The 20,217-nt window shown below is 38.0% G+C and carries 28 protein-coding genes, 1 pseudogene and 1 riboswitch; of the genes and pseudogenes, 10 read left to right on the top strand and 19 right to left on the bottom strand.

The annotated features are described in order from the left end of the window. Positions 1-9: 9 nt before the first annotated feature. From AC5WOE_RS15955 to AC5WOE_RS15905, 11 genes are all read right to left on the bottom strand, one after another. Positions 10-546 carry a host-nuclease inhibitor Gam family protein gene (locus AC5WOE_RS15955; RefSeq protein WP_496052997.1) on the bottom strand — a complete coding sequence of 179 codons (537 nt, stop codon included), beginning with the start codon at positions 544-546 and terminating at the stop codon, positions 10-12. A 58-nt stretch (positions 547-604) separates the two neighbouring features. Further along, complete coding sequence (locus AC5WOE_RS15950) at positions 605-808, bottom strand: hypothetical protein (protein WP_496052996.1); 204 nt, start codon at positions 806-808, stop codon at positions 605-607. Between the two features lie 55 nt (positions 809-863). Next, positions 864-1,019 carry a hypothetical protein gene (locus AC5WOE_RS15945; RefSeq protein WP_496052995.1) on the bottom strand — a complete coding sequence of 52 codons (156 nt, stop codon included), beginning with the start codon at positions 1,017-1,019 and terminating at the stop codon, positions 864-866. A 14-nt stretch (positions 1,020-1,033) separates the two neighbouring features. After that, a complete protein-coding gene (locus AC5WOE_RS15940; RefSeq protein WP_496052994.1) occupies positions 1,034-1,174 on the bottom strand; it encodes a hypothetical protein in 141 nt (46 codons plus the stop codon). A 62-nt stretch (positions 1,175-1,236) separates the two neighbouring features. After that, complete coding sequence (locus tag AC5WOE_RS15935; protein WP_496052993.1) at positions 1,237-1,425, bottom strand: hypothetical protein; 189 nt, start codon at positions 1,423-1,425, stop codon at positions 1,237-1,239. A 4-nt stretch (positions 1,426-1,429) separates the two neighbouring features. Then, positions 1,430-1,609: a hypothetical protein gene (locus AC5WOE_RS15930; RefSeq protein WP_496052992.1), complete on the bottom strand. Its 180-nt coding sequence runs from the start codon at positions 1,607-1,609 to the stop codon at positions 1,430-1,432. Continuing rightward, positions 1,609-1,737, bottom strand: coding sequence for a hypothetical protein (locus AC5WOE_RS15925; protein WP_496052991.1), 129 nt, complete (start codon positions 1,735-1,737; stop codon positions 1,609-1,611). The genes AC5WOE_RS15930 and AC5WOE_RS15925 overlap by 1 nt, the downstream gene beginning before the upstream one ends. Beyond that, positions 1,738-1,881 (bottom strand): hypothetical protein, encoded by a 144-nt coding sequence (locus tag AC5WOE_RS15920; RefSeq protein WP_496052990.1) that lies wholly within the window; start codon positions 1,879-1,881, stop codon positions 1,738-1,740. A 63-nt stretch (positions 1,882-1,944) separates the two neighbouring features. Continuing rightward, a complete protein-coding gene (locus AC5WOE_RS15915) occupies positions 1,945-2,295 on the bottom strand; it encodes a hypothetical protein (protein WP_496052989.1) in 351 nt (116 codons plus the stop codon). Positions 2,296-2,300: 5 nt separating this feature from the next. After that, the gene (locus tag AC5WOE_RS15910; RefSeq protein WP_496052988.1) at positions 2,301-2,996 is read right to left on the bottom strand and encodes a Rha family transcriptional regulator; all 696 of its coding nucleotides are present in this window, start codon (positions 2,994-2,996) and stop codon (positions 2,301-2,303) included. Positions 2,997-3,165: 169 nt separating this feature from the next. Continuing rightward, positions 3,166-3,414, bottom strand: coding sequence for a helix-turn-helix transcriptional regulator (locus AC5WOE_RS15905; RefSeq protein WP_496052987.1), 249 nt, complete (start codon positions 3,412-3,414; stop codon positions 3,166-3,168). Positions 3,415-3,569: 155 nt separating this feature from the next. Here AC5WOE_RS15905 and AC5WOE_RS15900 point away from each other — a divergent pair, with 155 nt between their 5' ends. Both AC5WOE_RS15900 and AC5WOE_RS15895 read left to right on the top strand, forming a co-directional pair. Next, on the top strand, positions 3,570-4,025 hold the full coding sequence (locus tag AC5WOE_RS15900) for a helix-turn-helix domain-containing protein (protein ID WP_496052986.1): 456 nt from the start codon (positions 3,570-3,572) through the stop codon (positions 4,023-4,025). A 4-nt stretch (positions 4,026-4,029) separates the two neighbouring features. Beyond that, entirely contained in the window at positions 4,030-4,731 is a 702-nt protein-coding gene (locus AC5WOE_RS15895) for a 3'-5' exonuclease (RefSeq protein WP_496052985.1), read from the top strand. Positions 4,732-4,749: 18 nt separating this feature from the next. Here AC5WOE_RS15895 and AC5WOE_RS15890 read toward each other — a convergent pair whose 3' ends face one another. After that, on the bottom strand, positions 4,750-5,073 hold the full coding sequence (locus AC5WOE_RS15890; RefSeq protein WP_496052984.1) for a hypothetical protein: 324 nt from the start codon (positions 5,071-5,073) through the stop codon (positions 4,750-4,752). A gap of 373 nt (positions 5,074-5,446) precedes the next feature. On the opposite strand from AC5WOE_RS15890, the gene AC5WOE_RS15885 reads away from it, so the two are divergent. After that, on the top strand, positions 5,447-6,655 hold the full coding sequence (locus AC5WOE_RS15885; RefSeq protein WP_496052983.1) for a tetratricopeptide repeat protein: 1,209 nt from the start codon (positions 5,447-5,449) through the stop codon (positions 6,653-6,655). A gap of 134 nt (positions 6,656-6,789) precedes the next feature. Here the strand turns inward: AC5WOE_RS15885 and AC5WOE_RS15880 are convergent, their stop codons facing one another. Further along, complete coding sequence (locus tag AC5WOE_RS15880; RefSeq protein ID WP_496052982.1) at positions 6,790-6,975, bottom strand: hypothetical protein; 186 nt, start codon at positions 6,973-6,975, stop codon at positions 6,790-6,792. Positions 6,976-7,030: 55 nt separating this feature from the next. Between AC5WOE_RS15880 and AC5WOE_RS15875 the strand changes: the two genes are divergently transcribed. After that, positions 7,031-8,584, top strand: a complete 1,554-nt coding sequence (locus tag AC5WOE_RS15875; RefSeq protein ID WP_496052981.1) for a recombinase family protein — start codon at positions 7,031-7,033, stop codon at positions 8,582-8,584. 20 nt (positions 8,585-8,604) lie between these two features. On the opposite strand, the pseudogene AC5WOE_RS15870 reads toward AC5WOE_RS15875, so the two are convergent. The 4 genes and pseudogenes from AC5WOE_RS15870 to AC5WOE_RS15855 form a co-directional block, all read right to left on the bottom strand. Next, positions 8,605-8,688 (bottom strand): annotated as a pseudogene (locus AC5WOE_RS15870) (helix-turn-helix domain-containing protein); the annotation flags it as partial. Positions 8,689-8,852: 164 nt separating this feature from the next. Beyond that, the gene (locus AC5WOE_RS15865) at positions 8,853-9,119 is read right to left on the bottom strand and encodes an excalibur calcium-binding domain-containing protein (RefSeq protein ID WP_496049302.1); all 267 of its coding nucleotides are present in this window, start codon (positions 9,117-9,119) and stop codon (positions 8,853-8,855) included. A 112-nt stretch (positions 9,120-9,231) separates the two neighbouring features. Continuing rightward, positions 9,232-10,386 (bottom strand): aminotransferase class I/II-fold pyridoxal phosphate-dependent enzyme, encoded by a 1,155-nt coding sequence (locus AC5WOE_RS15860; protein WP_496049303.1) that lies wholly within the window; start codon positions 10,384-10,386, stop codon positions 9,232-9,234. 81 nt (positions 10,387-10,467) lie between these two features. Further along, a riboswitch (SAM riboswitch) is annotated at positions 10,468-10,571 on the bottom strand. A 188-nt stretch (positions 10,572-10,759) separates the two neighbouring features. Next, positions 10,760-11,947, bottom strand: a complete 1,188-nt coding sequence (locus AC5WOE_RS15855; RefSeq protein WP_496049304.1) for a M24 family metallopeptidase — start codon at positions 11,945-11,947, stop codon at positions 10,760-10,762. Positions 11,948-11,996: 49 nt separating this feature from the next. Between AC5WOE_RS15855 and AC5WOE_RS15850 the strand changes: the two genes are divergently transcribed. Genes AC5WOE_RS15850 through AC5WOE_RS15840 form a run of 3 tightly spaced genes read left to right on the top strand, consistent with a single transcriptional unit; the run spans position 11,997 to position 14,557 of the window. Beyond that, on the top strand, positions 11,997-13,469 hold the full coding sequence (locus AC5WOE_RS15850) for an alkaline phosphatase family protein (protein ID WP_496049305.1): 1,473 nt from the start codon (positions 11,997-11,999) through the stop codon (positions 13,467-13,469). 51 nt (positions 13,470-13,520) lie between these two features. Continuing rightward, positions 13,521-14,219: a hypothetical protein gene (locus AC5WOE_RS15845; RefSeq protein WP_496049306.1), complete on the top strand. Its 699-nt coding sequence runs from the start codon at positions 13,521-13,523 to the stop codon at positions 14,217-14,219. 32 nt (positions 14,220-14,251) lie between these two features. Further along, on the top strand, positions 14,252-14,557 hold the full coding sequence (locus AC5WOE_RS15840) for a winged helix-turn-helix transcriptional regulator (RefSeq protein WP_496049307.1): 306 nt from the start codon (positions 14,252-14,254) through the stop codon (positions 14,555-14,557). A gap of 82 nt (positions 14,558-14,639) precedes the next feature. On the opposite strand, the gene AC5WOE_RS15835 is transcribed toward AC5WOE_RS15840, so the two are convergent. Beyond that, positions 14,640-14,903: a hypothetical protein gene (locus AC5WOE_RS15835; protein ID WP_496049308.1), complete on the bottom strand. Its 264-nt coding sequence runs from the start codon at positions 14,901-14,903 to the stop codon at positions 14,640-14,642. A 243-nt stretch (positions 14,904-15,146) separates the two neighbouring features. Here AC5WOE_RS15835 and AC5WOE_RS15830 point away from each other — a divergent pair, with 243 nt between their 5' ends. Together AC5WOE_RS15830 and AC5WOE_RS15825 are read left to right on the top strand one after the other, a co-directional pair. Then, a complete protein-coding gene (locus tag AC5WOE_RS15830) occupies positions 15,147-16,679 on the top strand; it encodes a fumarate hydratase (protein WP_496049309.1) in 1,533 nt (510 codons plus the stop codon). 94 nt (positions 16,680-16,773) lie between these two features. Beyond that, positions 16,774-17,688, top strand: a complete 915-nt coding sequence (locus AC5WOE_RS15825) for a DUF1002 domain-containing protein (RefSeq protein WP_496049310.1) — start codon at positions 16,774-16,776, stop codon at positions 17,686-17,688. A gap of 55 nt (positions 17,689-17,743) precedes the next feature. Here the strand turns inward: AC5WOE_RS15825 and AC5WOE_RS15820 are convergent, their stop codons facing one another. Then, positions 17,744-18,679 carry a DMT family transporter gene (locus AC5WOE_RS15820; protein WP_496049311.1) on the bottom strand — a complete coding sequence of 312 codons (936 nt, stop codon included), beginning with the start codon at positions 18,677-18,679 and terminating at the stop codon, positions 17,744-17,746. 129 nt (positions 18,680-18,808) lie between these two features. Between AC5WOE_RS15820 and AC5WOE_RS15815 the strand changes: the two genes are divergently transcribed. Further along, positions 18,809-20,167, top strand: a complete 1,359-nt coding sequence (locus tag AC5WOE_RS15815) for an aminotransferase-like domain-containing protein (protein ID WP_496049312.1) — start codon at positions 18,809-18,811, stop codon at positions 20,165-20,167. Positions 20,168-20,217 lie beyond the last annotated feature (50 nt).

Below are 20,217 nucleotides of genomic sequence, written 5' to 3'. Positions count from 1 at the left end.
ATCCCTCCCTTATTCGGTTTCGATTTTTACTTCATCGGGACGCTTCTCAACCGTTACACCTTCAATTGCTACTCCTGTCTCCAAATCCACCACTTTTCCCTCAGGTGAGACATGGAACCGTTTCTTCATCTCTGCTTTGTTCACTTCTTCCTTGGTTCGGATCAAATCTTCATATCCATGAAGCTTTAAGGAAGAAAGTACAACCTTGTCAAAATAATTCCATTTGGCCTGTTGTTTGCGGAATCCAATCTTCCCATTTGGTAGTTTCAAAGACTTGAATTTGGGATTCTCTTCTCGCAATCTATCAGCGTATCCAGCTAATAAGGACATAAAATGATCGAGATCCCGATCCAAAGTCCCATTAACTTCCTCTAACCAGGCATCTATTTTGGCGGTTTCTGCTTCTGCTAACTCCACATTGGCTTGCTTTCGAGCTTTCAAATCCTTGATCTTACGCAATACGGCATTCACTTTTTCTTCACTGTTGACAACTGCAAAAGAAAGGCTTGCTTCTTGTGACTCTAGAAACTCGGTTAAACTTTTCATTTGATTGCCTCCTGTATAAGAAGGGGCATGGTAGCCCCTATTTGCTTTTCAATAACCTCTAGCTAACATTATTGTTTGATGACGACTTGACACTTTCTTTTTGCTCTATACGATGGATCAAGTAGCGAATCTGTAACTCTGTCATGATCTTGTTAGCTGCTACCTCCAACGCCTGATCGCGCTTATATCCAACAGTGCTGTTACTTGCTTGGCGAAATGCCTTGCCTACGATCTCAACTACCTCATCTATATCAATCATCATTTTCCATTGCTCCTTTGCGGTTACACATGGTATAATAAAAGCCTGTCAGGGCGCTCTACCTTTGTGTAGGGTGCTTTATTTTTTTGTAGCCATATTCTTTCAATAATTCCTCTGTTGCCTCTTTGTTGTACGCTTGTTCCGCTTTCTCTTTCGCTTCTAGAAACCTCTCAGCTACTTCTTTCTCGCGTTTCTCCTCATCTGTCCAAGGCATTGTTTCTACCCTCCCTACAGTTGTTTTAGTTGTTCGTATAGACTTTCGATATCTTCCGATAACTGAGCTACCTCTTCCAACTTCTCGGCTTTCGTATAGATATCGATCAATGCTCGCTTCCGTTTGATTTCTTCGTTGATTGCTTCCTGATCCATCATCCTCACCTCCTCCCAGCGGAGTTGTGAGCATCTGGTTTATCATTTCGGATATTTGACTGCTAGGTATTCGACAAATCGTTGTCCTCTGCCTCAACCTGATCCGATTTTTTGATGAGTCGAAGTGCCTCATCCATATTTCCAAGCCTATATTGATCCCATGCTTCCTTACGAAGCGAAAACCATTTCTTTGATAACTCTTCCAAATGCTGATCTTCTGCATTAGTGGTCAACTGTTTGTTATATCTCATGTACTTATCCTCCGACATAATTGACCAGCTCCTCGCAATTCGGACAAGTCTCCACATATGGAACTTCATCCGTCGCTAATTCGTCTTCCTCACAACCGAGATACACATGTGTTGCAACCGTTTTTGGTCCATCTCCAAAATGGCCACATGACCACCCACAGGAATTACACTCGTACTTGATCATCACTTAGCCCCCTTTTTCTTCTGCTGCTCCTCTTTTGCAGCAGCATCACGAAGATTCTGGATGCTGCCACGCTTGAGGTCTTTGACTTTCGGTTTACCGTTATACACCTTGCCGACTCTTCCAAACACTCAGTTCACCTCCTTTGCTAGTTCATTTGCCAACTGGCTTATCCAAAGTTCCTTAGCAACAGATTTGATACGTTCTATCCTTTGTTTTCGTTCCTCATCTGTAAGTGCTGGTGGTATAACTCGGACAACTGTTTTACGGATCATGTTCCCACCTCCAATAGAACGAATATTCTGATTGCATAGAGTAGCATTTTGTTGCAAAATGATTTAGGTTTGATTTAAACAGCTTTCCAAGTACCCACGATCTTCTTGGACTTCTTTGTCCCAGTCCCAGAGTTCAGATGCTATGATTGGATCAATTTCTGGATTACATGCTTCTGCAAAATCAATTACACGTTCTGCATTCTCTAGGTCAAGGATGAAGTGCCAATCATAAGTTCTAGAGCCGTCTCTCCATTCCACATACCGTCCGACCATGAGTTTAGGGTAGTCATCCTTATCACTGAGCCAATCCCTTACAAAGGGGATGACATCTTTCGGATCAGCAGTGTTTAGAATGATTGCAAATGGCTGATAGCTGGGATATCGACCATGGATGTGAACCATGTATTGTTTCATATGTGTTACGCTCCTTTGATGAGTTTGATATTTCTCAATCGGTTGTAATACTCCGTCAATTTCTCTTTACGCTCGGAATAACTCAGTCCAGCGTGGATTAACCCGATGTCAACATTTTGGAGCTTTTGAATGTAGTTGATTTCCTCATTAGTGAGATAGGGACGGATCGATGTAACATCACTGCTTAACCCTCGTTCCGCTTTGAACTGTTTGGCACTCATTCCTATCACGATCCGGTTGAACATGTCGGACTCGTTGGAGAAGATGTGGGCTTTCATCGGCTTTCCAGATAACTCTCTGGATAACACCAATGCATCTGTTAATGCCGGATGTTCAAACTTTGCAAGGTTACGAGCCTCAATGAATTCTTCCATTTCGTTGAATCGATTGATGTATGCGATTTTGAATTGAAGAGCCTTTGCACCAGTGAATCCCATTGCTATTAATGTGAAACCATCTCTTGTGAGCAAGTACTCTGGGTATTCCCGACCTCTTAATTTATAAGTCGACTGGATAAAGTTGGTTGCGGAAAATTCCGCAGCGATATCATTAGTTACATTTAGGGTTTGGATAGTATTTCGAATAGACTCAAGAACATCTCTGTGTTCTTTATCAAACACTCGTGCCACATCACGGCTGCTAGTGATGATTTGACCTTTACGTTCTTTAACTCCGAAATCAATCGTTGCTAACTCGTTCATGTGATCAGCTCCTAATATGTGATGGCGAACTGTCTATATGCTCCATAAGTCTTGGTGGTTGGCTCCCTTTTGATCATGGCCACTCGCAACAGCGTCTGCACTCGATCCTATAAAACATTTGGGCGTTCGCTTGCCTCTTCGATTCAGTTTTCAATGTGCGTTAAATGTCTTATGCCGTTTTTTCGTTTGCTCTCATTTCGTGAGCACAAGGACCAAAAATAATAGACTCAATGGTCACATTAAAATACTTGGCAATTATGTGAGCTCTTTTTAGATTTGGTGTACGTAAACCGAGCTCATATTGTGCAATAGATGACGGGGAAAAGGTTATTCCCTCATTGTTTTTACTAAGATCAGTCGCAAGCTCACGTTGAGTTAGATTTCTAGACTTACGAAGATCCGGTATAGTGTATCTCATTTCATACCTCCTCCGCTTACGTTGTGTGAGCATACTCATATATTACTCTCGTTATGTGAGCAAGTCAATAGCATTTCTAAAAAAAGTTTTCATTTTGTGAGCGTGAATTTCTTTTGCTTACATACTGTAATAAAATACATCTAGGGGTGAATTTCATGGATATTTTGGCAGAAAGATTGAAGATTGCAAGGAAACAAAAAAAGCTAACTCAAAGAAAGTTAGCTTTGGCATTGAATATTTCGGCTGGATCAGTAGCCATGTATGAGACAGGAGATAGAAATCCAGATCCATCCACATTAAATAAAATAGCGGATTTTTTCGAAGTCTCGACAGATTGGTTATTAGGACGTACAGATGATCCAACTCCAATAAATGACATCATAAAAGAAATAATTTCGAAAGCGAAAGAATTGGATGAATCACCACAACCTAACCAAAAAGAAAATGATCTCATTAAAGCCATTAATATCAACGATATTACACAAATCATAAAAATCCTTGAAAACACAAAAAACCTCCACGCAGGAGGGCAACCATTAGACGAAATACAAAGACAAACTGTGATAAATTTCTTTAAACAAATTGTAATCCCCAATTTAAGTAAGGAGTAGTTAAATGGCAAAAGAAAGTCCTGACGAAATATTCGACAGATGGAATCTCATCGACTTTGTAATTCTGGACACAGAAACCACTGGACTAGGGGAATCCGCTGAAATTCTAGAAATCGCAATCATTGACCATCACGGCAATGAAATTATAAACACACTAGTTAAGCCTAAAGGAAGAATCACAAAGCAATCTAGAGAAATACATGGTATCACAAGAGAAATGGTTCGTAATTCGCCAACATTCCCGGAAATATGGGATGCCATCTATCCCATAATAAAAGATAAGAAAATCCTTATATACAATTCATCATTTGATATAAGAATGATTAAGCAGAGTCTTGCCAAGTGGGATATTGTGCCTCGAATTAATCTTGATGTCGAATGTGTTATGAAAACATATGCCAAATTGATCGAATCTAGTGAATGGGTTTCACTTGGGGAAGCTTGTGGGTATGTAACTGAACACAGAGCTTTAGGTGACTGTATAGCAACACTAAAAGTAATCCGTGATAATGGGATTTATTTCGATGAAATTGCTGTTACTACTGAGCAAGAAACACTCGATAATGAACATCAGATTCCATATAAAAATGAAGAAACGAAGGAAGATTATCCTAAATTTTTAAAAAGTGAAGAATTTTTATTTTTCTGTATCATCTTATCTTCTCTTGCAATATATTTCCTGATCGCTTCCTTATTTTTCAAATAATCTGATTAGATCTAAATATCAATTTTTTTGGTTTAATACCCATCTGAATATAATTAACAAATCAAGTGATTCGCTCTTATCAATCACATCATCATACATATATGTAACACCCACGCTATCCTGCTCAATCTCTGGATGGCTTTTTGCTTTGCGTTCAAGACGTTTAAACGAATCACCTAAGCTGTCCAAGAATTTCCTCACTCCATCTTCCACATGAATGTTTTCCATACAACTGGGCTCCAAGGATGTCATTCTCCTTGATGTGGAAATTAATTTCGTAAAGGAGTTACTTATGCCATTCAGTAATTGCTTAACTTGTTCTTTTTCGATATCTGTTTGCATCTGCTTCACCTCGTAGTAATACGTCTATGTATTCGCTTACATGATTAGTTAGAAAGGTTATATATGTTAGATATTTCTTTCTATGGAGTATTTAAGTATGTATTCGTTTCATTTATAATGTTATTTATCTTCACCATTTTTGTATTTTTTGCTCTGCTGTGAATATATCACGAATATACCACAGATAAAATTTGTTGTAAAAACATCAAATGACCGAAAATGTGCATGAAGTCGTGCACATTTTACCCCATTTTGATGCTTTTTTGGCCAAAATGACCCAAAATGTGCATGCGACCGTGCACATTTTGCTCCATTTGGTGATTTTTCTATTAATTTATTTTTTAGTACAATATTTTACGAAAGGTGTTCAGTAATGGAATTAGATGATCTAAGGAAAATTATTCATAAAGTACGTATTCAAAAGGGGTTAACCTTACAAGAATTAGCGGAGCAAATTGGTTGCACACACGGCACACTAAGTAGATTTGAAAAAGAAAAAACCAAACTCAATGACGATACCCTAAAGCTACTACTCAACGCATTAGACGTCCGTGAAGACGATCTCCCAGCCCTTCAATTGTCCTTTCAATATGAAGATACCATCAATCTATTTGCCTTCCAATCAGTTGAATCACAGGTAAAAATGAATACATTAAGTTTGCAGCAGTTAAACCAAAAGCTACAATATATCGACGATGAAATCGCTAGAAATTACCTGAGAGCGAAACGATGCTTTGTGGTTGGGGATCATGAAGAAGCAGTGAAAATATATGACCTTATCCTAAATGCCGATGACAAAAAATACGATCCAAAAACCAATCTAAAATCCGCATCACTCAGTGATATGGCTGTCATGAGATATAAAGAAAATGACTACAAAAGTGCTCTTATCTACCTTGATAAGGCGTTAGAATGCTACGACCAACAAGGACAACGACTCAGCACATGGCACAATATCCACTACAACAAAGCCCTCATATACTTTGAATTAGGGAAAACAGAAAAAGCAGAAAAATGGTTGAATGTCATATGGAAAAGTCGGTCACATATTACTGGACGATTACAGATTCAAGTATATGAGTTAAAAGCTTCCATCTATCGAGAAAAAGGGCTAAGAGACAATGCAGTCAATGTACTTCGAAAAGCAATGGAAATTGCTTCTGATCAAGGGAACGCAGACGCAATATTTTATATCCTTATAGTTCTTGGGAATCTCTCTTTTGACAATAAGTTATACGTTAACGCTGAAAGATGCTTTCAGTCCGCAATAGACATCCAAGCTGAATTACAAAAAACAACACCAGGTATTGCTTATGTGGAAATATCAAATGTATATCTAAAACAAAGCAAACTAAAAAAAGCAAAAGAGAACATCGCAAAAGCTATCCAATGGGCAAAGAAATCAAAGGACATGCATGATCTCATTAAAGCGTATTCTGTTGAAGGAAAAATATACGAAACAGAAGGCAACCGATATGATGCTCACAACAGCTATAAAGAGGCCCTGCGATTAGCTGAAAAATACCAATACGATCTTTATAAACCTACGTTATCTGAACATATCTTTCGATGTACCAACTAACTATAAGGAGGTCATACCATGTTAAAAGGTGATCCTATAGATGGTTAGTAACAACAGCGATCTAGGAAACTAGGTCGCTTTTTTCAATTGTCAAGAACGCATAAAAGAGACCATCATGGTCTCTTTTTTAGTCATCATACCTTTTCACTTTTTAACCATAATATACGTGCTACTTCACGTATTCTTTCTAATATTATATCCCTCTCATCTTTAGAAATATCTGGAGCTATAATATGGACAGAAGTTCCACCTATTTGATAAGTTTTTGTATAATGTGTATATGGAATTAAGCTATTATTGGGCTTTTTTATAAAAATCACCCCTTAGAATAACCACCTCATTAATCAAGATATGCAGGTGTAAAGGAGTTATCACATGGACAGGGTAGCGATGTATTTAAGAAAATCACGAGCCGATCTAGATGCGGAAGCACATGGAGAAGGGGAAACTCTGGAAAAACATCGTAAGATGTTGGCTGAATTGGCGAAAGAAAAGAATTACAACATAATCAAGACTTATGAAGAAATTGCATCAGGGGAAAGCGTTGAGCAACGCCCAGAAATGATAAAGCTATTAGACAATGTAAAGCGTCGACTGTATGATGCCGTTTTGGTAATTGATATAGATCGACTTGGTAGAGGTAAGATGCAAGACCAAGGATTAATACTTGATACCTTTAAGGAATCCAAAACAAAAATCATCACCCCTCGAAAGGTATATGACCTACAGGATGAATTCGATGAAGAATACTCAGAATTTGAAGCATTTTTAGCAAGAAAAGAATATAAATTAATTCGCAGAAGAATGGAACGTGGAATGATACGTGCTTTAAAAGATGGCTACTACCTAGGAGCACGTCCTCCATATGGGTATCGCAAAATCAAAAATAATCGGATTGCTACATTAGAAGTAGATCCAGAGCAATCAAAAGTAGTTCAGATGATATTCGATTGGTACACCTCAAGCGATCCCAATAAACGCACTGGTGCATCGAATATCGCTAAACGACTCACTGAAATGGGGGTCAAATCATATACTGGTGCCGATTGGAATGCACATGTTGTACTTCGAATACTTTCCAATCCAGTTTATATAGGTAAAATCGTTTGGAAACAGCGAGATCGAAAAAAGCTAAATAAACCGGATCATAAATCTGTTACTCGTTTTCGACCTGAAAATGAACAGCTCATAGTAGATGGTCATCATCCTCCAATTATAAGTATGGAACTATTTGAGAAGGCAAAAACAATCAGAAATTCCCGCTATCATCCGAGTTTTTCTGAAAAACGACCTTTACAAAATCCCTTGTCAGGATTGATTATTTGTGGATTTTGTGGTGGTAAAATTGCTACTTATCGTGCAGGGAAACACAAATATACATACATTCGTTGCGCTAAAAAAGGACAAGGTGGAGGCTGCAATCGAGTATCTAGATTGGAATATGTGGAAAACCGTACAATCGAGGGATTAAAAGATTGGCTACATCAATATGAACAACAATTACAAGTTGACAACTCAGGAGAAGCTGATGAGGGTCATCTAGAAGTATTTGAACTAACAATTGGGTCATTACAGGATGAGTTAAAGAAATTAGATAAACAAAAGGACAAGCTCCATGATTTCCTCGAACGTGGTGTCTATGATGATGAAACTTTCTTGGAACGGTCAAAAAAAATCAGCATACGTATTAAGGACCTACAACAACAGTTGCATCGAGTTACAGAAGACTATGAAACCGAAAAACAAAGGATAGCATCTCGTGTAGACACTATCCCTCGTGTAAAAAAAGTATTGGATATATACAATGAATTGGAATCGGCACAGGAGAAAAATATCCTACTTCGTGAAATCATTGAAAAATGTGTTTACAAAAAAACAAAGGATCAACGTAATGATGAATTTTCATTGGAAATATATCCGAGAATTTGATATATTTTCATTAGTGATAATTGTGTGGTTTTATCCTGAACCAATAACTCAAATACTTCCCTCTCCCGATTGGTAAGCAGGGTTTTCCCCTTCTGATTGTGCAACTTCTATGCCACCCTTCCTTGCTCGAGCAATTAGATATGAGGGTCAGGGATACAGTCAAGTTATCTTATGAGACCATATACCTATAGGTGAGAGCAAAAAAGGGATTTTAAGCAAAAATGGGTGTTAAGCATCGAAAATGCCACTCATGATGAGTGGCACTTGTTTATCGTTCACATGCGATTAAATCTTTATCGCGATCTAATCTTTTGTTTGCGTCATAGATGACTTTTGATACATATGGTTTATAATACGTTTTTCCGCCTTTATTTTTTGTGGTGGAATAGCGTGCAACTCCACCTTTATATATTTTGTTCAACTCTGTACAGTTTTTATATACTTTAACAGTTGTTTTTGCATCAACTAATGTAGTAGAAGCAGAGAAAGCAATGATAAGCCCTAAAGCCAAACCATATGTTAATAATTTTTTCATGTAGGTTGTATTCCTCTCATCTGGTGTCTCTTTTATCATAATTCAGATTAATATGAAATTTATCATTTTTTTGTGTCTATTATACGTCTAATAGAGTATATTATGTCATTGTTCAAGAATGATATTCATTAGCATGCGATAAGGCTTGTTCCAAATCTGCACGCAAATCATCTATATGCTCTATTCCTACTGATAAACGAAGTAATCGATCACAAACTCCTACTTTTAGCCGAATTTCCTCTGGTATATCTGCATGTGTTTGTGTCGCTGGATAAGTAATTAGGCTCTCTACCCCACCTAAGCTTTCTGCAAAAGTAATCAATTTCAAGTGATGCAAAAACGGTCGGATAAGATTAGCATCAGCTAGTCGAAAGGACAGCATACCTCCAAATCCACTAGCTTGTTTTAGGTGTGTATCTTTTCCCTTTTCATCGAGAGCTGGATAATATACTTCTCCCTTGATCAACGGATGCTCACGAAGAAAATGTGCTAACTGTAGAGCATTTTCTTCATGACGATCCATCCGTAAAGCGAGTGTTTTCATCCCCCTCATCAACAAGTAGCAGTCATGAGGTCCTAAACTTGCCCCTATGGCGTTATGCAAGTATCTTACACGCTCTGATAATTCAGATCCTTTTGTCACGATCAGACCAGCGAGTACATCATTATGACCACCTAAATACTTCGTTGCACTATGAATGACGATATCAGCACCTAATTCAATCGGACGTTGGTAGTATGGGGTCAAAAAAGTGTTATCCACAATAGTTATGATCTGATGTCTGCGAGCTAGGCTGCAAAGCGCTTGTATATCAGCGACCTGCATCAATGGGTTGGTAGGTGTTTCGATAAAAATAGCTCGTGTGTTGGCCTGGATGGAACTTTCTACATCCTCAAGATTACGCAAATCTACATAAGTGAAGTCCAAACCGAAGCGTCGAAGGTTTTCTTCAAACAATCGATAAGTTCCTCCATAAAGATCAAGAGAGACGATCAAATGATCTCCTTGTGAAAACAATCCCATTACCGTTTGAATGGCTGCCATTCCTGAACTACAAGCAAAACCTTCATCTCCTTGTTCTAATCTTGCAATGCTTTCTTGCAGCACATCTCGGGTCGGATTAGCTGTCCGCGTATAGTCATAACCTGTACTTACCCCACCAACGTGTTCATAAGCAGTTGCAAAATAAACTGGAAAATTAATAGCTCCTGTCTTCGGTTCCTTTCTACAGCCTATCTGCGCTAATTCCGTCTCCATTTTTTTCATTTGTTCATCCTCCTGACCCATTTCCTCACATAAAAAACCTCTTCTCCTAAGAGAAGAGGCTGGTTTTCGACACCGCTTCTTCTCTTATCTTCCAGGAATTCCTGCAGGATTTGGCACCTTATTGATCAAGATCAATTGGTTGCCGGGCTTCATCGGGCCAGTCCCTCCGCCACTCTTGATAAGAGAAAATCTTTAAATATAATATTTATTTATTTTTATCAAACTAATTTTATCATATATATTACTTTTCTATCAATGTTGGTGAAATAATCATCTATCTATAGAAATCATGGATAGGCAGCTACAACCCTATCCATGATTGGATGTCTAGTTATTGGGTTAAAAATACTATTTCCTTGCAGTCAAAGCCTTTTTAAATAGTGATGACATCTTCGCTAGAAATGGATAGAGATACTAATCCATTACTTTTGACGACATATGTATTTTCTATTCCGACAACACCCCTGCCAGGAAACGTGAATTTAGGCTCGATTGCAATGACCATATTCTCTTGTAAGGGTTGTTGAAATCCTTTTGCCAAAATGGGGAACTCGTCAATTTCCAAACCTACTCCATGTCCCAAAAATTTCGCTTGATCTTCCCCAAATCCCATAAAATGAGCTTGTAAACCAGCATCTTCCACTATTTTTAAAGCATGCTGATATAAACTCTCCCATGTAACTCCTGGTTTTCCTAACTGTTCTACAGCACGCAAAAGGTTTCGACTTACTTCATATGCTTGTACCAGATCGTCTTCAAGTGTACCAATGACAGCTATTCGAGTTTGATCAATCATATAGCCTTCTACTACTGTGCTAAAGTCGAGTAAAATTGGTTCGTTTTGAGCTAATTTTTTGAAACTTGCACCTTGTGGACTAGCAACTGTCAATCCTAAGCCGCCAGCAGGACCATCAAAATAAGTCGGGGTTGCTGCTGCCGCACCAGAAGCTACCATCCCCAGTGACAACTCTTGGTTGTAACCTCGCATTCGATTGAGATTTATATTTCCACGTACTCGTAAATATTGCTCCATTTTCGCTGCTAATTGTACTTCTGTCATACCTATTGATATCCAAGCAGGCAATTGTTGAATAACTTCATCTACTAATATAGCAGCCTGCTGAATCTGCGCTAGCTCGTAGTTTGATTTTACTGCACGCTGCAAGCGAATAATAGGAGAGATGTCTTTGATTTCTGTATCTAGCATCTGCTGATAACGAACACCTAACTGATAAGGTAACACATCAAGTTCCAATCCTAATGTATTAGGTTTACCAAAACGAGCCTGTATACGCTCTCCTAATGTTCTCATTCTCCCTAATGGCTCCACTTCAATAGAACTTTCCTCTGTTGCACGAACAACGCTTTTTTTCACATAAAACACAGGATCTTCTGAATCAGGAACATAGAGTAAACCGTTTTGCATAGATCCTGTGTAGTAGAAAAGGTCTACATTTTGTGTAATAAGAGCTGCCGGAATTTCATGCTTGCGTAGTCCCGATTGTAAACACTCGATTCGAGTAGTTATTTCTTTTTTAGAAATTTTTGTAAGAAAATCCATTACAATCACCCTTTACATAGAAGGAATTTTTTGGTGGAAAGATAATTATATGGTTGAACAGATGAAGGAGGGAACTTTCATTATACATAAACCAATTATATGCTTGTTAATCGACACCTTAATGGACACCCCGTTACAAGAAGAAATCCAAGCGGGTCGGGCTCCCACTCTACAGTTTCTACGTGATAATGGAACTTATTTTCCTAGAGTAGTCAGTACATTTCCTACAATGTCTGTGTCTATTGATACTACCATGTTAACAGGTGAACCTCCCAACAAACATGGAATTTATGGTCTTACCTATTATCATTCCCAGCAAAAAAAAGTGTTCAACTTTGGTACTGGCCCAAAAGAAATTTTATTTTTCGGACTGAAACGTGTGCTCCATGCTGCAATCATGCAATTAAATCAAAAATTAATAAGCAGAGATGTGGAAACTATTCACGAAGCAACAGAAAAGCCTACTGCTTCTATTAATTCAATGATTTACCGCGGCAACCAACCCGCAACACTAAAAACGCCTTGGTTAGCATGGCTGTTTGGTTTGCTACCTAGAAATGTGGAAGCATCTGTACCATCATATTTCTCATTCGGCTCTCTTTTCAACATAACAAAAAAGCCGCTTCCAAAAACCCCATTGTCTAAATTTGGTATGAATGATCATTTTTCATCGATAGAAATTATCTCCCTAATCGAAGAAGACAAATTACCACCCCTTTCTCTCGTTTATTTCCCAGGAAATGACACGATTGTACATAAAAAAGGAACATCTGAAGGAAAAGGGATAAAAAAAGTCGATGAAGAGATCAGTCCCATTTTAAATGCCTTTGGTTCATGGGAAGAAGCTATTCAAAAATGTAATTTCATCGTTCTAGGGGATAGTGGTCAGACCAACATGATGAAAAAAGATACTTATGTAGACCTACGAAAAACACTACAACCTTATTCGATTATGCCACTTTCAAGAGATACACCAAAACCGCAAGACCAACTCATCACTTGTGTAAATGAGCGAATGAGTTATATAACTATTTTGGATGATAAAATATCTTATCAAGACATAGTCCGTTTATGTAAGACCGAAAAAAAATTAGATGTAATTGCATGGCAGTCAGAAGATAAATGGATCCATGTAGTAAGCGGACAAACCGATGGAGCTTTAAGCTTCCGACCAGATGGAGATTACACAGATGAATATAATCAAAAATGGCAGCTTGAAGGAGATATTTCTATTTTAGACTTGACACTGGATGATCATCAAATCCAGTATGGTCTCTATCCTGACGCATTATCCCGTTTAGCGGGAGCAATGGACCCTGCAAGTCGAAATGTAATTATTACCATATCTCCCGGTTACGAGTTAATAGGAAAAGCCTCACCTAAACATAAAGGAGCTTCCCATGGTTCCTTACATCATTTAGATTCCCTTGTACCTATGATTGTAACAGGCATGGATCATCAACCAGAACACCTACGCCTTATTGACTTAAAAAAATGGTTTCTTAAATTGTTACAGGAATGAGCCAAGCCTCCCCGTTCATAAATGTAAAAAAACAGGAAACGGGGAGTTTTTATGTCTATTTTACAAACCAAAAGTAATATTCAATTCGATTGGGAGAAATATTGGCCATATCTATCTCCTCTTTACCTGTCCTTTTTAGAGTTAGAACGTGATCCTTACTACTCTTTTTTACCTGAGGAAGAGTTGGAAGACTATCTTCAGAAAGCTATTCATATAGGAGAACAAACAGCAAAGCGATATATGGACATGAATCATCTCGATTTTTTTAATCATGTGCTAAAAGAAGATATTCGTATTCGTTTACTAGATCAACATCCTGAGCAATCTACCATTCGAGCACAATATCATAAAAAAAAGCAAACCATTTTCATCTATAAAAATTCAATGAGAGAAATTCAACAATTTATATCAAAAGAAATCGGAAACATTCTCCAAATTGATTTAATCGCATTACATGCTTACCATGAATGGTTTCACCATTTGGAAGAAACAACAATCGGAAGAACAGATGAAAAGTTCCGACCTGTTGTCCTGAAACAGAGAGGGCCATTTTTAGTAAAACGGTCTCTTTTGAGACTACGTGAGATAGCTGCCCATTCCTTTACACAAACCGCACTTGGTTTAAATTGGTCCCCGTTGCTTCTTGATCAATTTCGTTATTTATTAACAAAAGGATATTCCAATACACAAATTAGAGAGTGTTTTCAAGACACGAAGCGTACATACTATGCTATAATAAATAAAAAATAAGTCGCTAACTGTTAAGAAGTGGAGGGAATTCGGTGGAAAGCTGCATCTGTCCTAAATTTGAAGCTGCAATTGAAATTTTAGCAAAAAAATGGACGGGTCTTATCTTGCGGGTTCTCATGGAGGAAAAACGCCGTTTTCGTGATATCCGGGAGCATATACCGCAGATGAGCGAACGGATGTTAGCTGAACGCCTAAAAGAATTAGAGGCGTCTGGACTAATCAATCGGCAAGTTTATCCCGAGACACCTGTCCGCATTGAATATACACTTACGGAAAAAGGAAAAGCCTTACAACCCGTACTCGACTCGATCGAAAATTGGGCACATGAATGGATTTAAAACTCCCTTTCTAAATAGGGAGTTTTTTCGTTATCTTAATGTCTCACCAGTAGATTCATCTTTCCATCTCCTCTGTATACTCTTAAATGGATACAGCTTTATGTGGTTTACTATAGTGGCTTGTTCCTCCACCGCCGACTAAGATTCTCCCGCCTCTGGGGAAAATGAGTTGTTTTTGTAATCCACCTGCCAAAAGTACAATAACTTTAGCTCTATTTGCAGTAGCAATATATTCTACATATCCATTTCTTGTCAGTCTAGTCTTCCAATTTCTATCGAATTCAGATCGAAGAACTCTATTTGAATAAATTTGGTTTTCTACATTAGACTTTTTTCTCTTCTTCATTTCTCGCACCTCTCATCTTCGCTCTGCATACTTTTTATATATTCAAAATTCATAAGTTCGCACCGGCTGATACCCTCAAAACGATTACAACTCATAAAGCCATATGATAATTTTGTAATTTAATAAAAAAAGTTTAAATCAATTTATTTTCCTATAGAAGCATCATTGTTTTTCCAAAAGACATCTTGCACGAGTATGTTAAAATAAAGTTGACTTTGTGGCGAAAAAAGAGAGGTTTTTGACATGCAATCATTTGAACAATCCATGCTTACCCTGATCACAGATACATCTACCCAATTGTCACCAGATGTAAGGGAAGCAATCGACAAAGCAACTGCACAAGAAGACAGTGGGACTCGATCAGCATTGGCACTTGCAAGAATTACGGAAAACATTCAAATGGCAGAGGAAAAAGTGTCTCCTATCTGCCAAGATACAGGTATGCCGACTTTTATCCTTCATGTACCAATAGGTGCCAATCAATTAGAGATGGAAAAAGCAATCAAAAATGCTATTGCAACAGCTACCAAACAAGGAAAACTTCGCTCTAACTCTGTTGATTCCTTAACCGGAGCAAATACGGGGGACAATTTGGGACCTGGAACACCTGTTATTCACTTTCATCAATGGGAAAAAGATTACATTGATGTTCGGCTTATTTTAAAAGGAGGAGGCTGTGAGAATAAAAACATTCAATACAGCCTTCCAACTGAATTAGAAGGATTAGGTCGTGCAGGAAGAGATCTAGATGGAATTCGCAAGTGTATCTTGCACAGTATTTACCAAGCTCAAGGACAAGGGTGCAGTGCCGGTTTTATTGGAGTTGGGATTGGTGGGGATCGTACCACTGGTTACGAACTTGCAAAGCAGCAATTATTCCGACATGTGGACGATGTAAATCCAATCGAAGACCTTGCTAAATTAGAAAATTATATTTTAGAAAAAGGAAATACATTAGGCATTGGTACCATGGGATTTGGTGGAAATACCACTTTACTTGGTTGTAAAATCGGTGTTATGAACCGTCTACCAGCGAGTTTCTTTGTTTCGGTTGCATATAATTGTTGGGCTTTTCGCCGACAAGGAGTTGCGATCGATCCGGCAACGGGAGAAATCCAAAACTGGTTATACAAAGAAGAAAGACCAAAAGTACAAGGAAAGCCAAAAATCCAAGAAGAATCTAAGAGTTCAAATCGCCAAGTAGTACTTACTACCCCTATCACCGAAGAACAAATTCGCGATCTCAAAGTTGGAGATGTTGTGGTGATAAATGGTTTGATTCATACAGGTCGAGACGCACTTCATAAATATTTGATGGATCATGATTCTCCTGTTGATCTAGAAGGAAGTGTTATTTATCACTGTGGACCTGTTATGCTCAAGGATGAGGAAGGAAAATGGCATGTAAAAGCGGCTGGTCCAACCACTAGTATCCGAGAAGAACCATATCAATCGGATCTCATCAAAAAATTTGGCATGAAAGTAGTCATCGGAAAAGGTGGAATGGGCGCAAGAACGTTAAAAGGTCTACAGGAACATGGCGCTGTTTACCTCAATGCCATCGGTGGAGCTGCACAATACTATGCAGAGTGTATCAAAGACGTAGAAGGGGCAGATTTCTTAAATTTTGGGGTACCAGAAGCAATGTGGCATTTAAATGTGGAAAATTTTGCTGCTATTGTGACGATGGATTCTCATGGCAATAGTTTGCACGCTGATGTTGATAAGACATCTCTTGAAAAACTAGCACAGTACAAAGAACCTGTATTTAAATAAATTTCTGTTCACTTCCGAGACACAAAACGGTAAAATGAAGAGGGACTGTAAGCCCTTTTTGTACTTGTCTCTTACTTTTTAAGGAGGTTTGACTTTGAAACTTTTATCAAAGCTTTCTTTGGTAACACTTTCTGTTTTGACCGCATTTACGATTGCTCTTCCTACTGGAGCCTTTGCCGATGCAGTTGAAGGAGATACGGTTGTAACATTAGGGAAAGACCTAACTTTACAACAACAGGATAGTATTTTGGCGGAAATGCAAGTACCTAGCAATGTAAGCAAAATTTATGTTACAAACCAAGAAGAACACCAATACCTTGGAAAATATATGTCTGCTGCAACCATTGGAACACGTGCCTTATCCTCAGCGAAAATTACAATCGCTGCTAACGGGTCAGGAATATCCGTAAAAACAAATAATATTACTTCGATCACCGATGCGATGTACGCAAATGCTGCGATTACAGCTGGAGTAAAAGATGCAGACATTTATGTAACTGCTCCAATCCGAGTGTCTGGTACTGCTGCTCTTACTGGAATCATTAAAGCATTTGAAAAAGCAACCGGCAAACAAATCAGTGAAAATCAGAAACAAGTAGCAAACCAAGAGATTGTAAGAACCCAAGATGTTGCAAAAGATATCGGTGGTAATTCACAAACTGCAGGTAACCAAGCTGCTCAGTTCATGAACAACTTAAAACAAGAAATTGCAACACAAAAACCATCAACTCCACAAGAATATAGAGATATTATTGTCAATGTTGCAGGTGACTTAAATATTAACCTAAATCAAACTACCATCAACCAATTGGTTCAATACGGGCAAGCATTTTCTACCCTTGATATCGACTATAGCCAATTGAGCGATCAGATTTCCAAACTACGCGGTAGTCTTAGTGATGTATTGAGTGTTAACCCTCAAGGATTCTTTGATACCATCTTTGAATGGCTTGGAAGTCTCTTTAGTACAATTGGTAATTTCTTTACCTCTTCTTCTTCTCGGCAATAATTACAGATAGAAAAAGAACCATCCTAGAGAAAATCAAGGATGGTTCTTTTTCTATCTATACATATGAACCTTTTTTTTTCGATAACCTAGTCCATTGACCTGCTAAATTGGTTCCAATAACCCCTACTATGATCATGATGGCACCAATTACATGAACAGAAGTGATCGGTTCATCGAGAAATACAACTCCTGCTAAAATGGAGACTAATGTACTCAAGTTATTAAACACACTCACTTTGTAAGCTTCTAATTTGGAAAGGGCATAATTGGAAAGCAAAATTGAGAAAACACTGCTAAAAACTGCTAAGTAAAAAATGCTGTATAGATATATAGGCTGATATAATGGCTTGACTAGCTCATCCACTGTTCCACTTAAAACGTGCCCCACAATACTAATGATGATAAAACAGATAGAAGCTAGCATGATGATCACATAACTCAAATCGTATGAATTGTAGGTTTGACCAGTACGACGCACCAATATGGTGTATACTGCAAAAGAAAAAATAGACAAAAGCAAAAATCCAATACTGCCGAGATGTTCGATCGAAAGCGAGTTTCCTTGCATGACAAAGATAAAAATTACTCCTCCTACAGAGAGAAATAAAAACAATTTCTGCCATAAGTTAGTTTTTTCTTTTAGAACAAAAGCGGCTAGAATAGCGGTAAAGATTGGTGCAGTTGCTTGAATGATACCACCTTCAGCAGAAGTTGCTCCTAACAATCCCCATGTCTGAAAAGTAAAAAAAAGAATGGGATACAAAATTGCTAACGGAATGAGCTGAAAGATATCTTTAAACTTTATTTGGAGCTTTATCCATCCAAATAAAATAGGGATAGTCAGCATCACCAAAGCAAGTAGAAACCTAGCAGCCAGAATATCAAAGGCTGAAGCAGTATGAACGATTAATTTCACAAACATAAACGAAAACCCAATGAGTATCGAATAGGTAATAGCAGCGGCATACGCCATTTTGGTTCCTGTTCTCATTACGGGAACCTCCTATCATTCTAATAAATTATTTGGCTGGCCAGCCGTTCAAGATTACTATACGCAAATAAATTTTTAATGAAAATATTATGTTCTCTATACTGTACCGGTACAAAAAGGATGATCGATATGTATAAATATGAAGAAGTAATACAAAATCTACAAGAAAAATTAATCAATGGCATCTTCAGAGAGGGACAAAGCTTACCATCTATCCGACAACTAGCTGAGCAATATCAATGCAGCAAGAGTACAATCATTCGCGCATATGCAGAATTAGAACGGCAGCATTTGATTTATGCGATACCTCAAAGCGGTTATTATGTAGTGAAACACTCAAATCAACAGATTCAAAATGCAAATCCTATCATCGACTTCGCTTCGGCCTCCCCAGACCCAGCTTTATTTCCCTATCGAGATTTTCAACACTGTCTAAATCAAGCGATCGATCGTTATCAAAATGAATTATTCCTCTATGGCATACCACAAGGGCTGCCTTCATTGATTAATGTGTTACAAAAACAACTAGCAGATCATCAAGTATTCGCACACAGTGAACAATTTGTTATTACTTCTGGTGTACAACAGGCGTTATCCATACTAACATTGATGCCTTTTCCAAATGGAAAAGAAACCATTCTTATTGAGCAACCAAGTTATCACCTATTTATTCAAATGCTTGAGTTACTTCAAAAACCCGTCATCGGGATTCGCCGAACAGAAGACGGACTTGATCTGAACTTACTTGAACAGCTCTTTCGCACAAAGCAGATTAAATTTTTTTATACCATGCCCCGTTTTCAAAATCCTTTAGGAACATCGCTCCATCAAAAAGAGAAAAAATCAATAGCAGAGTTAGCGAAGCGATATGATGTATATATTGTAGAAGATGATTACTTGCTAGATTTGGAAATGGACACAAAAGCAGATCCGATTTACTCCAATCAAAATGGTCATATCATTTATCTCAAAAGCTTTTCGAAAGTTATATTTCCCGGACTAAGAGTGGGGGTGACGATTCTACCAACTGAATTGATCTCTCTCTTTCGGCGTTACAAAAAAACCCAAGATATTGACAGCTCCATATTATCTCAGGCAGGCTTAGAAATTTATATTAATAACGGCATGTACAACTACCACCTAAAAAAAATACGATCCTCCTATAGCAAACGAATGCAGATCATGTATGAAACTCTTATATCAATGGATATGGAAGAGTACATTACTTTTCCTGCTGTTCAAACAGGAACACATACACATCTCTTGCTTAAAAGACCTGTCTCGATCGAAAAACTTCAACAAATCATGCAGCTACATCATATACTCATCAGTTCGGGTGAAAAATACTATCTGCATCACCATCCCAAGGATCATCTACTGCAAGTGAAAATTTCCAATGTCCCATCCGAAAAAATTGCTTCCGGTCTTGCGACTTTATTACTAGCAATAAAAAAATTGTCTGACTTGAATGCACGGCAATTCTTTTAAAAACGAAGAGCGTATTACAAAAAATAATTTTTCATCAACTATACTGCTTG

Source organism: Shimazuella sp. NTD248 (assembly GCF_059510395.1).
The sequence above is the reverse complement of the archived record's forward strand: the minus strand, read 5'-3'. Positions and strand labels throughout refer to the sequence as shown.

What these genes read in the sequence shown, in the direction of transcription:
- AC5WOE_RS15955 (WP_496052997.1), bottom strand. Translation starts at nt 546, where the DNA reads ATGAAAAGTTTAACCGAGTTTCTAGAGTCACAAGAAGCAAGCCTTTCT.
- AC5WOE_RS15950 (WP_496052996.1), bottom strand. Translation starts at nt 808, where the DNA reads ATGATGATTGATATAGATGAGGTAGTTGAGATCGTAGGCAAGGCATTT.
- AC5WOE_RS15945 (WP_496052995.1), bottom strand. Translation starts at nt 1,019, where the DNA reads ATGCCTTGGACAGATGAGGAGAAACGCGAGAAAGAAGTAGCTGAGAGG.
- AC5WOE_RS15940 (WP_496052994.1), bottom strand. Translation starts at nt 1,174, where the DNA reads ATGGATCAGGAAGCAATCAACGAAGAAATCAAACGGAAGCGAGCATTG.
- AC5WOE_RS15935 (WP_496052993.1), bottom strand. Translation starts at nt 1,425, where the DNA reads ATGAGATATAACAAACAGTTGACCACTAATGCAGAAGATCAGCATTTG.
- AC5WOE_RS15930 (WP_496052992.1), bottom strand. Translation starts at nt 1,609, where the DNA reads ATGATCAAGTACGAGTGTAATTCCTGTGGGTGGTCATGTGGCCATTTT.
- AC5WOE_RS15920 (WP_496052990.1), bottom strand. Translation starts at nt 1,881, where the DNA reads ATGATCCGTAAAACAGTTGTCCGAGTTATACCACCAGCACTTACAGAT.
- AC5WOE_RS15915 (WP_496052989.1), bottom strand. Translation starts at nt 2,295, where the DNA reads ATGAAACAATACATGGTTCACATCCATGGTCGATATCCCAGCTATCAG.
- AC5WOE_RS15910 (WP_496052988.1), bottom strand. Translation starts at nt 2,996, where the DNA reads ATGAACGAGTTAGCAACGATTGATTTCGGAGTTAAAGAACGTAAAGGT.
- AC5WOE_RS15905 (WP_496052987.1), bottom strand. Translation starts at nt 3,414, where the DNA reads ATGAGATACACTATACCGGATCTTCGTAAGTCTAGAAATCTAACTCAA.
- AC5WOE_RS15900 (WP_496052986.1), top strand. Translation starts at nt 3,570, where the DNA reads ATGGATATTTTGGCAGAAAGATTGAAGATTGCAAGGAAACAAAAAAAG.
- AC5WOE_RS15895 (WP_496052985.1), top strand. Translation starts at nt 4,030, where the DNA reads ATGGCAAAAGAAAGTCCTGACGAAATATTCGACAGATGGAATCTCATC.
- AC5WOE_RS15890 (WP_496052984.1), bottom strand. Translation starts at nt 5,073, where the DNA reads ATGCAAACAGATATCGAAAAAGAACAAGTTAAGCAATTACTGAATGGC.
- AC5WOE_RS15885 (WP_496052983.1), top strand. Translation starts at nt 5,447, where the DNA reads ATGGAATTAGATGATCTAAGGAAAATTATTCATAAAGTACGTATTCAA.
- AC5WOE_RS15875 (WP_496052981.1), top strand. Translation starts at nt 7,031, where the DNA reads ATGGACAGGGTAGCGATGTATTTAAGAAAATCACGAGCCGATCTAGAT.
- AC5WOE_RS15865 (WP_496049302.1), bottom strand. Translation starts at nt 9,119, where the DNA reads ATGAAAAAATTATTAACATATGGTTTGGCTTTAGGGCTTATCATTGCT.
- AC5WOE_RS15860 (WP_496049303.1), bottom strand. Translation starts at nt 10,386, where the DNA reads ATGAAAAAAATGGAGACGGAATTAGCGCAGATAGGCTGTAGAAAGGAA.
- AC5WOE_RS15855 (WP_496049304.1), bottom strand. Translation starts at nt 11,947, where the DNA reads ATGGATTTTCTTACAAAAATTTCTAAAAAAGAAATAACTACTCGAATC.
- AC5WOE_RS15850 (WP_496049305.1), top strand. Translation starts at nt 11,997, where the DNA reads ATGGTTGAACAGATGAAGGAGGGAACTTTCATTATACATAAACCAATT.
- AC5WOE_RS15845 (WP_496049306.1), top strand. Translation starts at nt 13,521, where the DNA reads ATGTCTATTTTACAAACCAAAAGTAATATTCAATTCGATTGGGAGAAA.
- AC5WOE_RS15835 (WP_496049308.1), bottom strand. Translation starts at nt 14,903, where the DNA reads ATGAAGAAGAGAAAAAAGTCTAATGTAGAAAACCAAATTTATTCAAAT.
- AC5WOE_RS15830 (WP_496049309.1), top strand. Translation starts at nt 15,147, where the DNA reads ATGCAATCATTTGAACAATCCATGCTTACCCTGATCACAGATACATCT.
- AC5WOE_RS15820 (WP_496049311.1), bottom strand. Translation starts at nt 18,679, where the DNA reads ATGAGAACAGGAACCAAAATGGCGTATGCCGCTGCTATTACCTATTCG.
- AC5WOE_RS15815 (WP_496049312.1), top strand. Translation starts at nt 18,809, where the DNA reads ATGTATAAATATGAAGAAGTAATACAAAATCTACAAGAAAAATTAATC.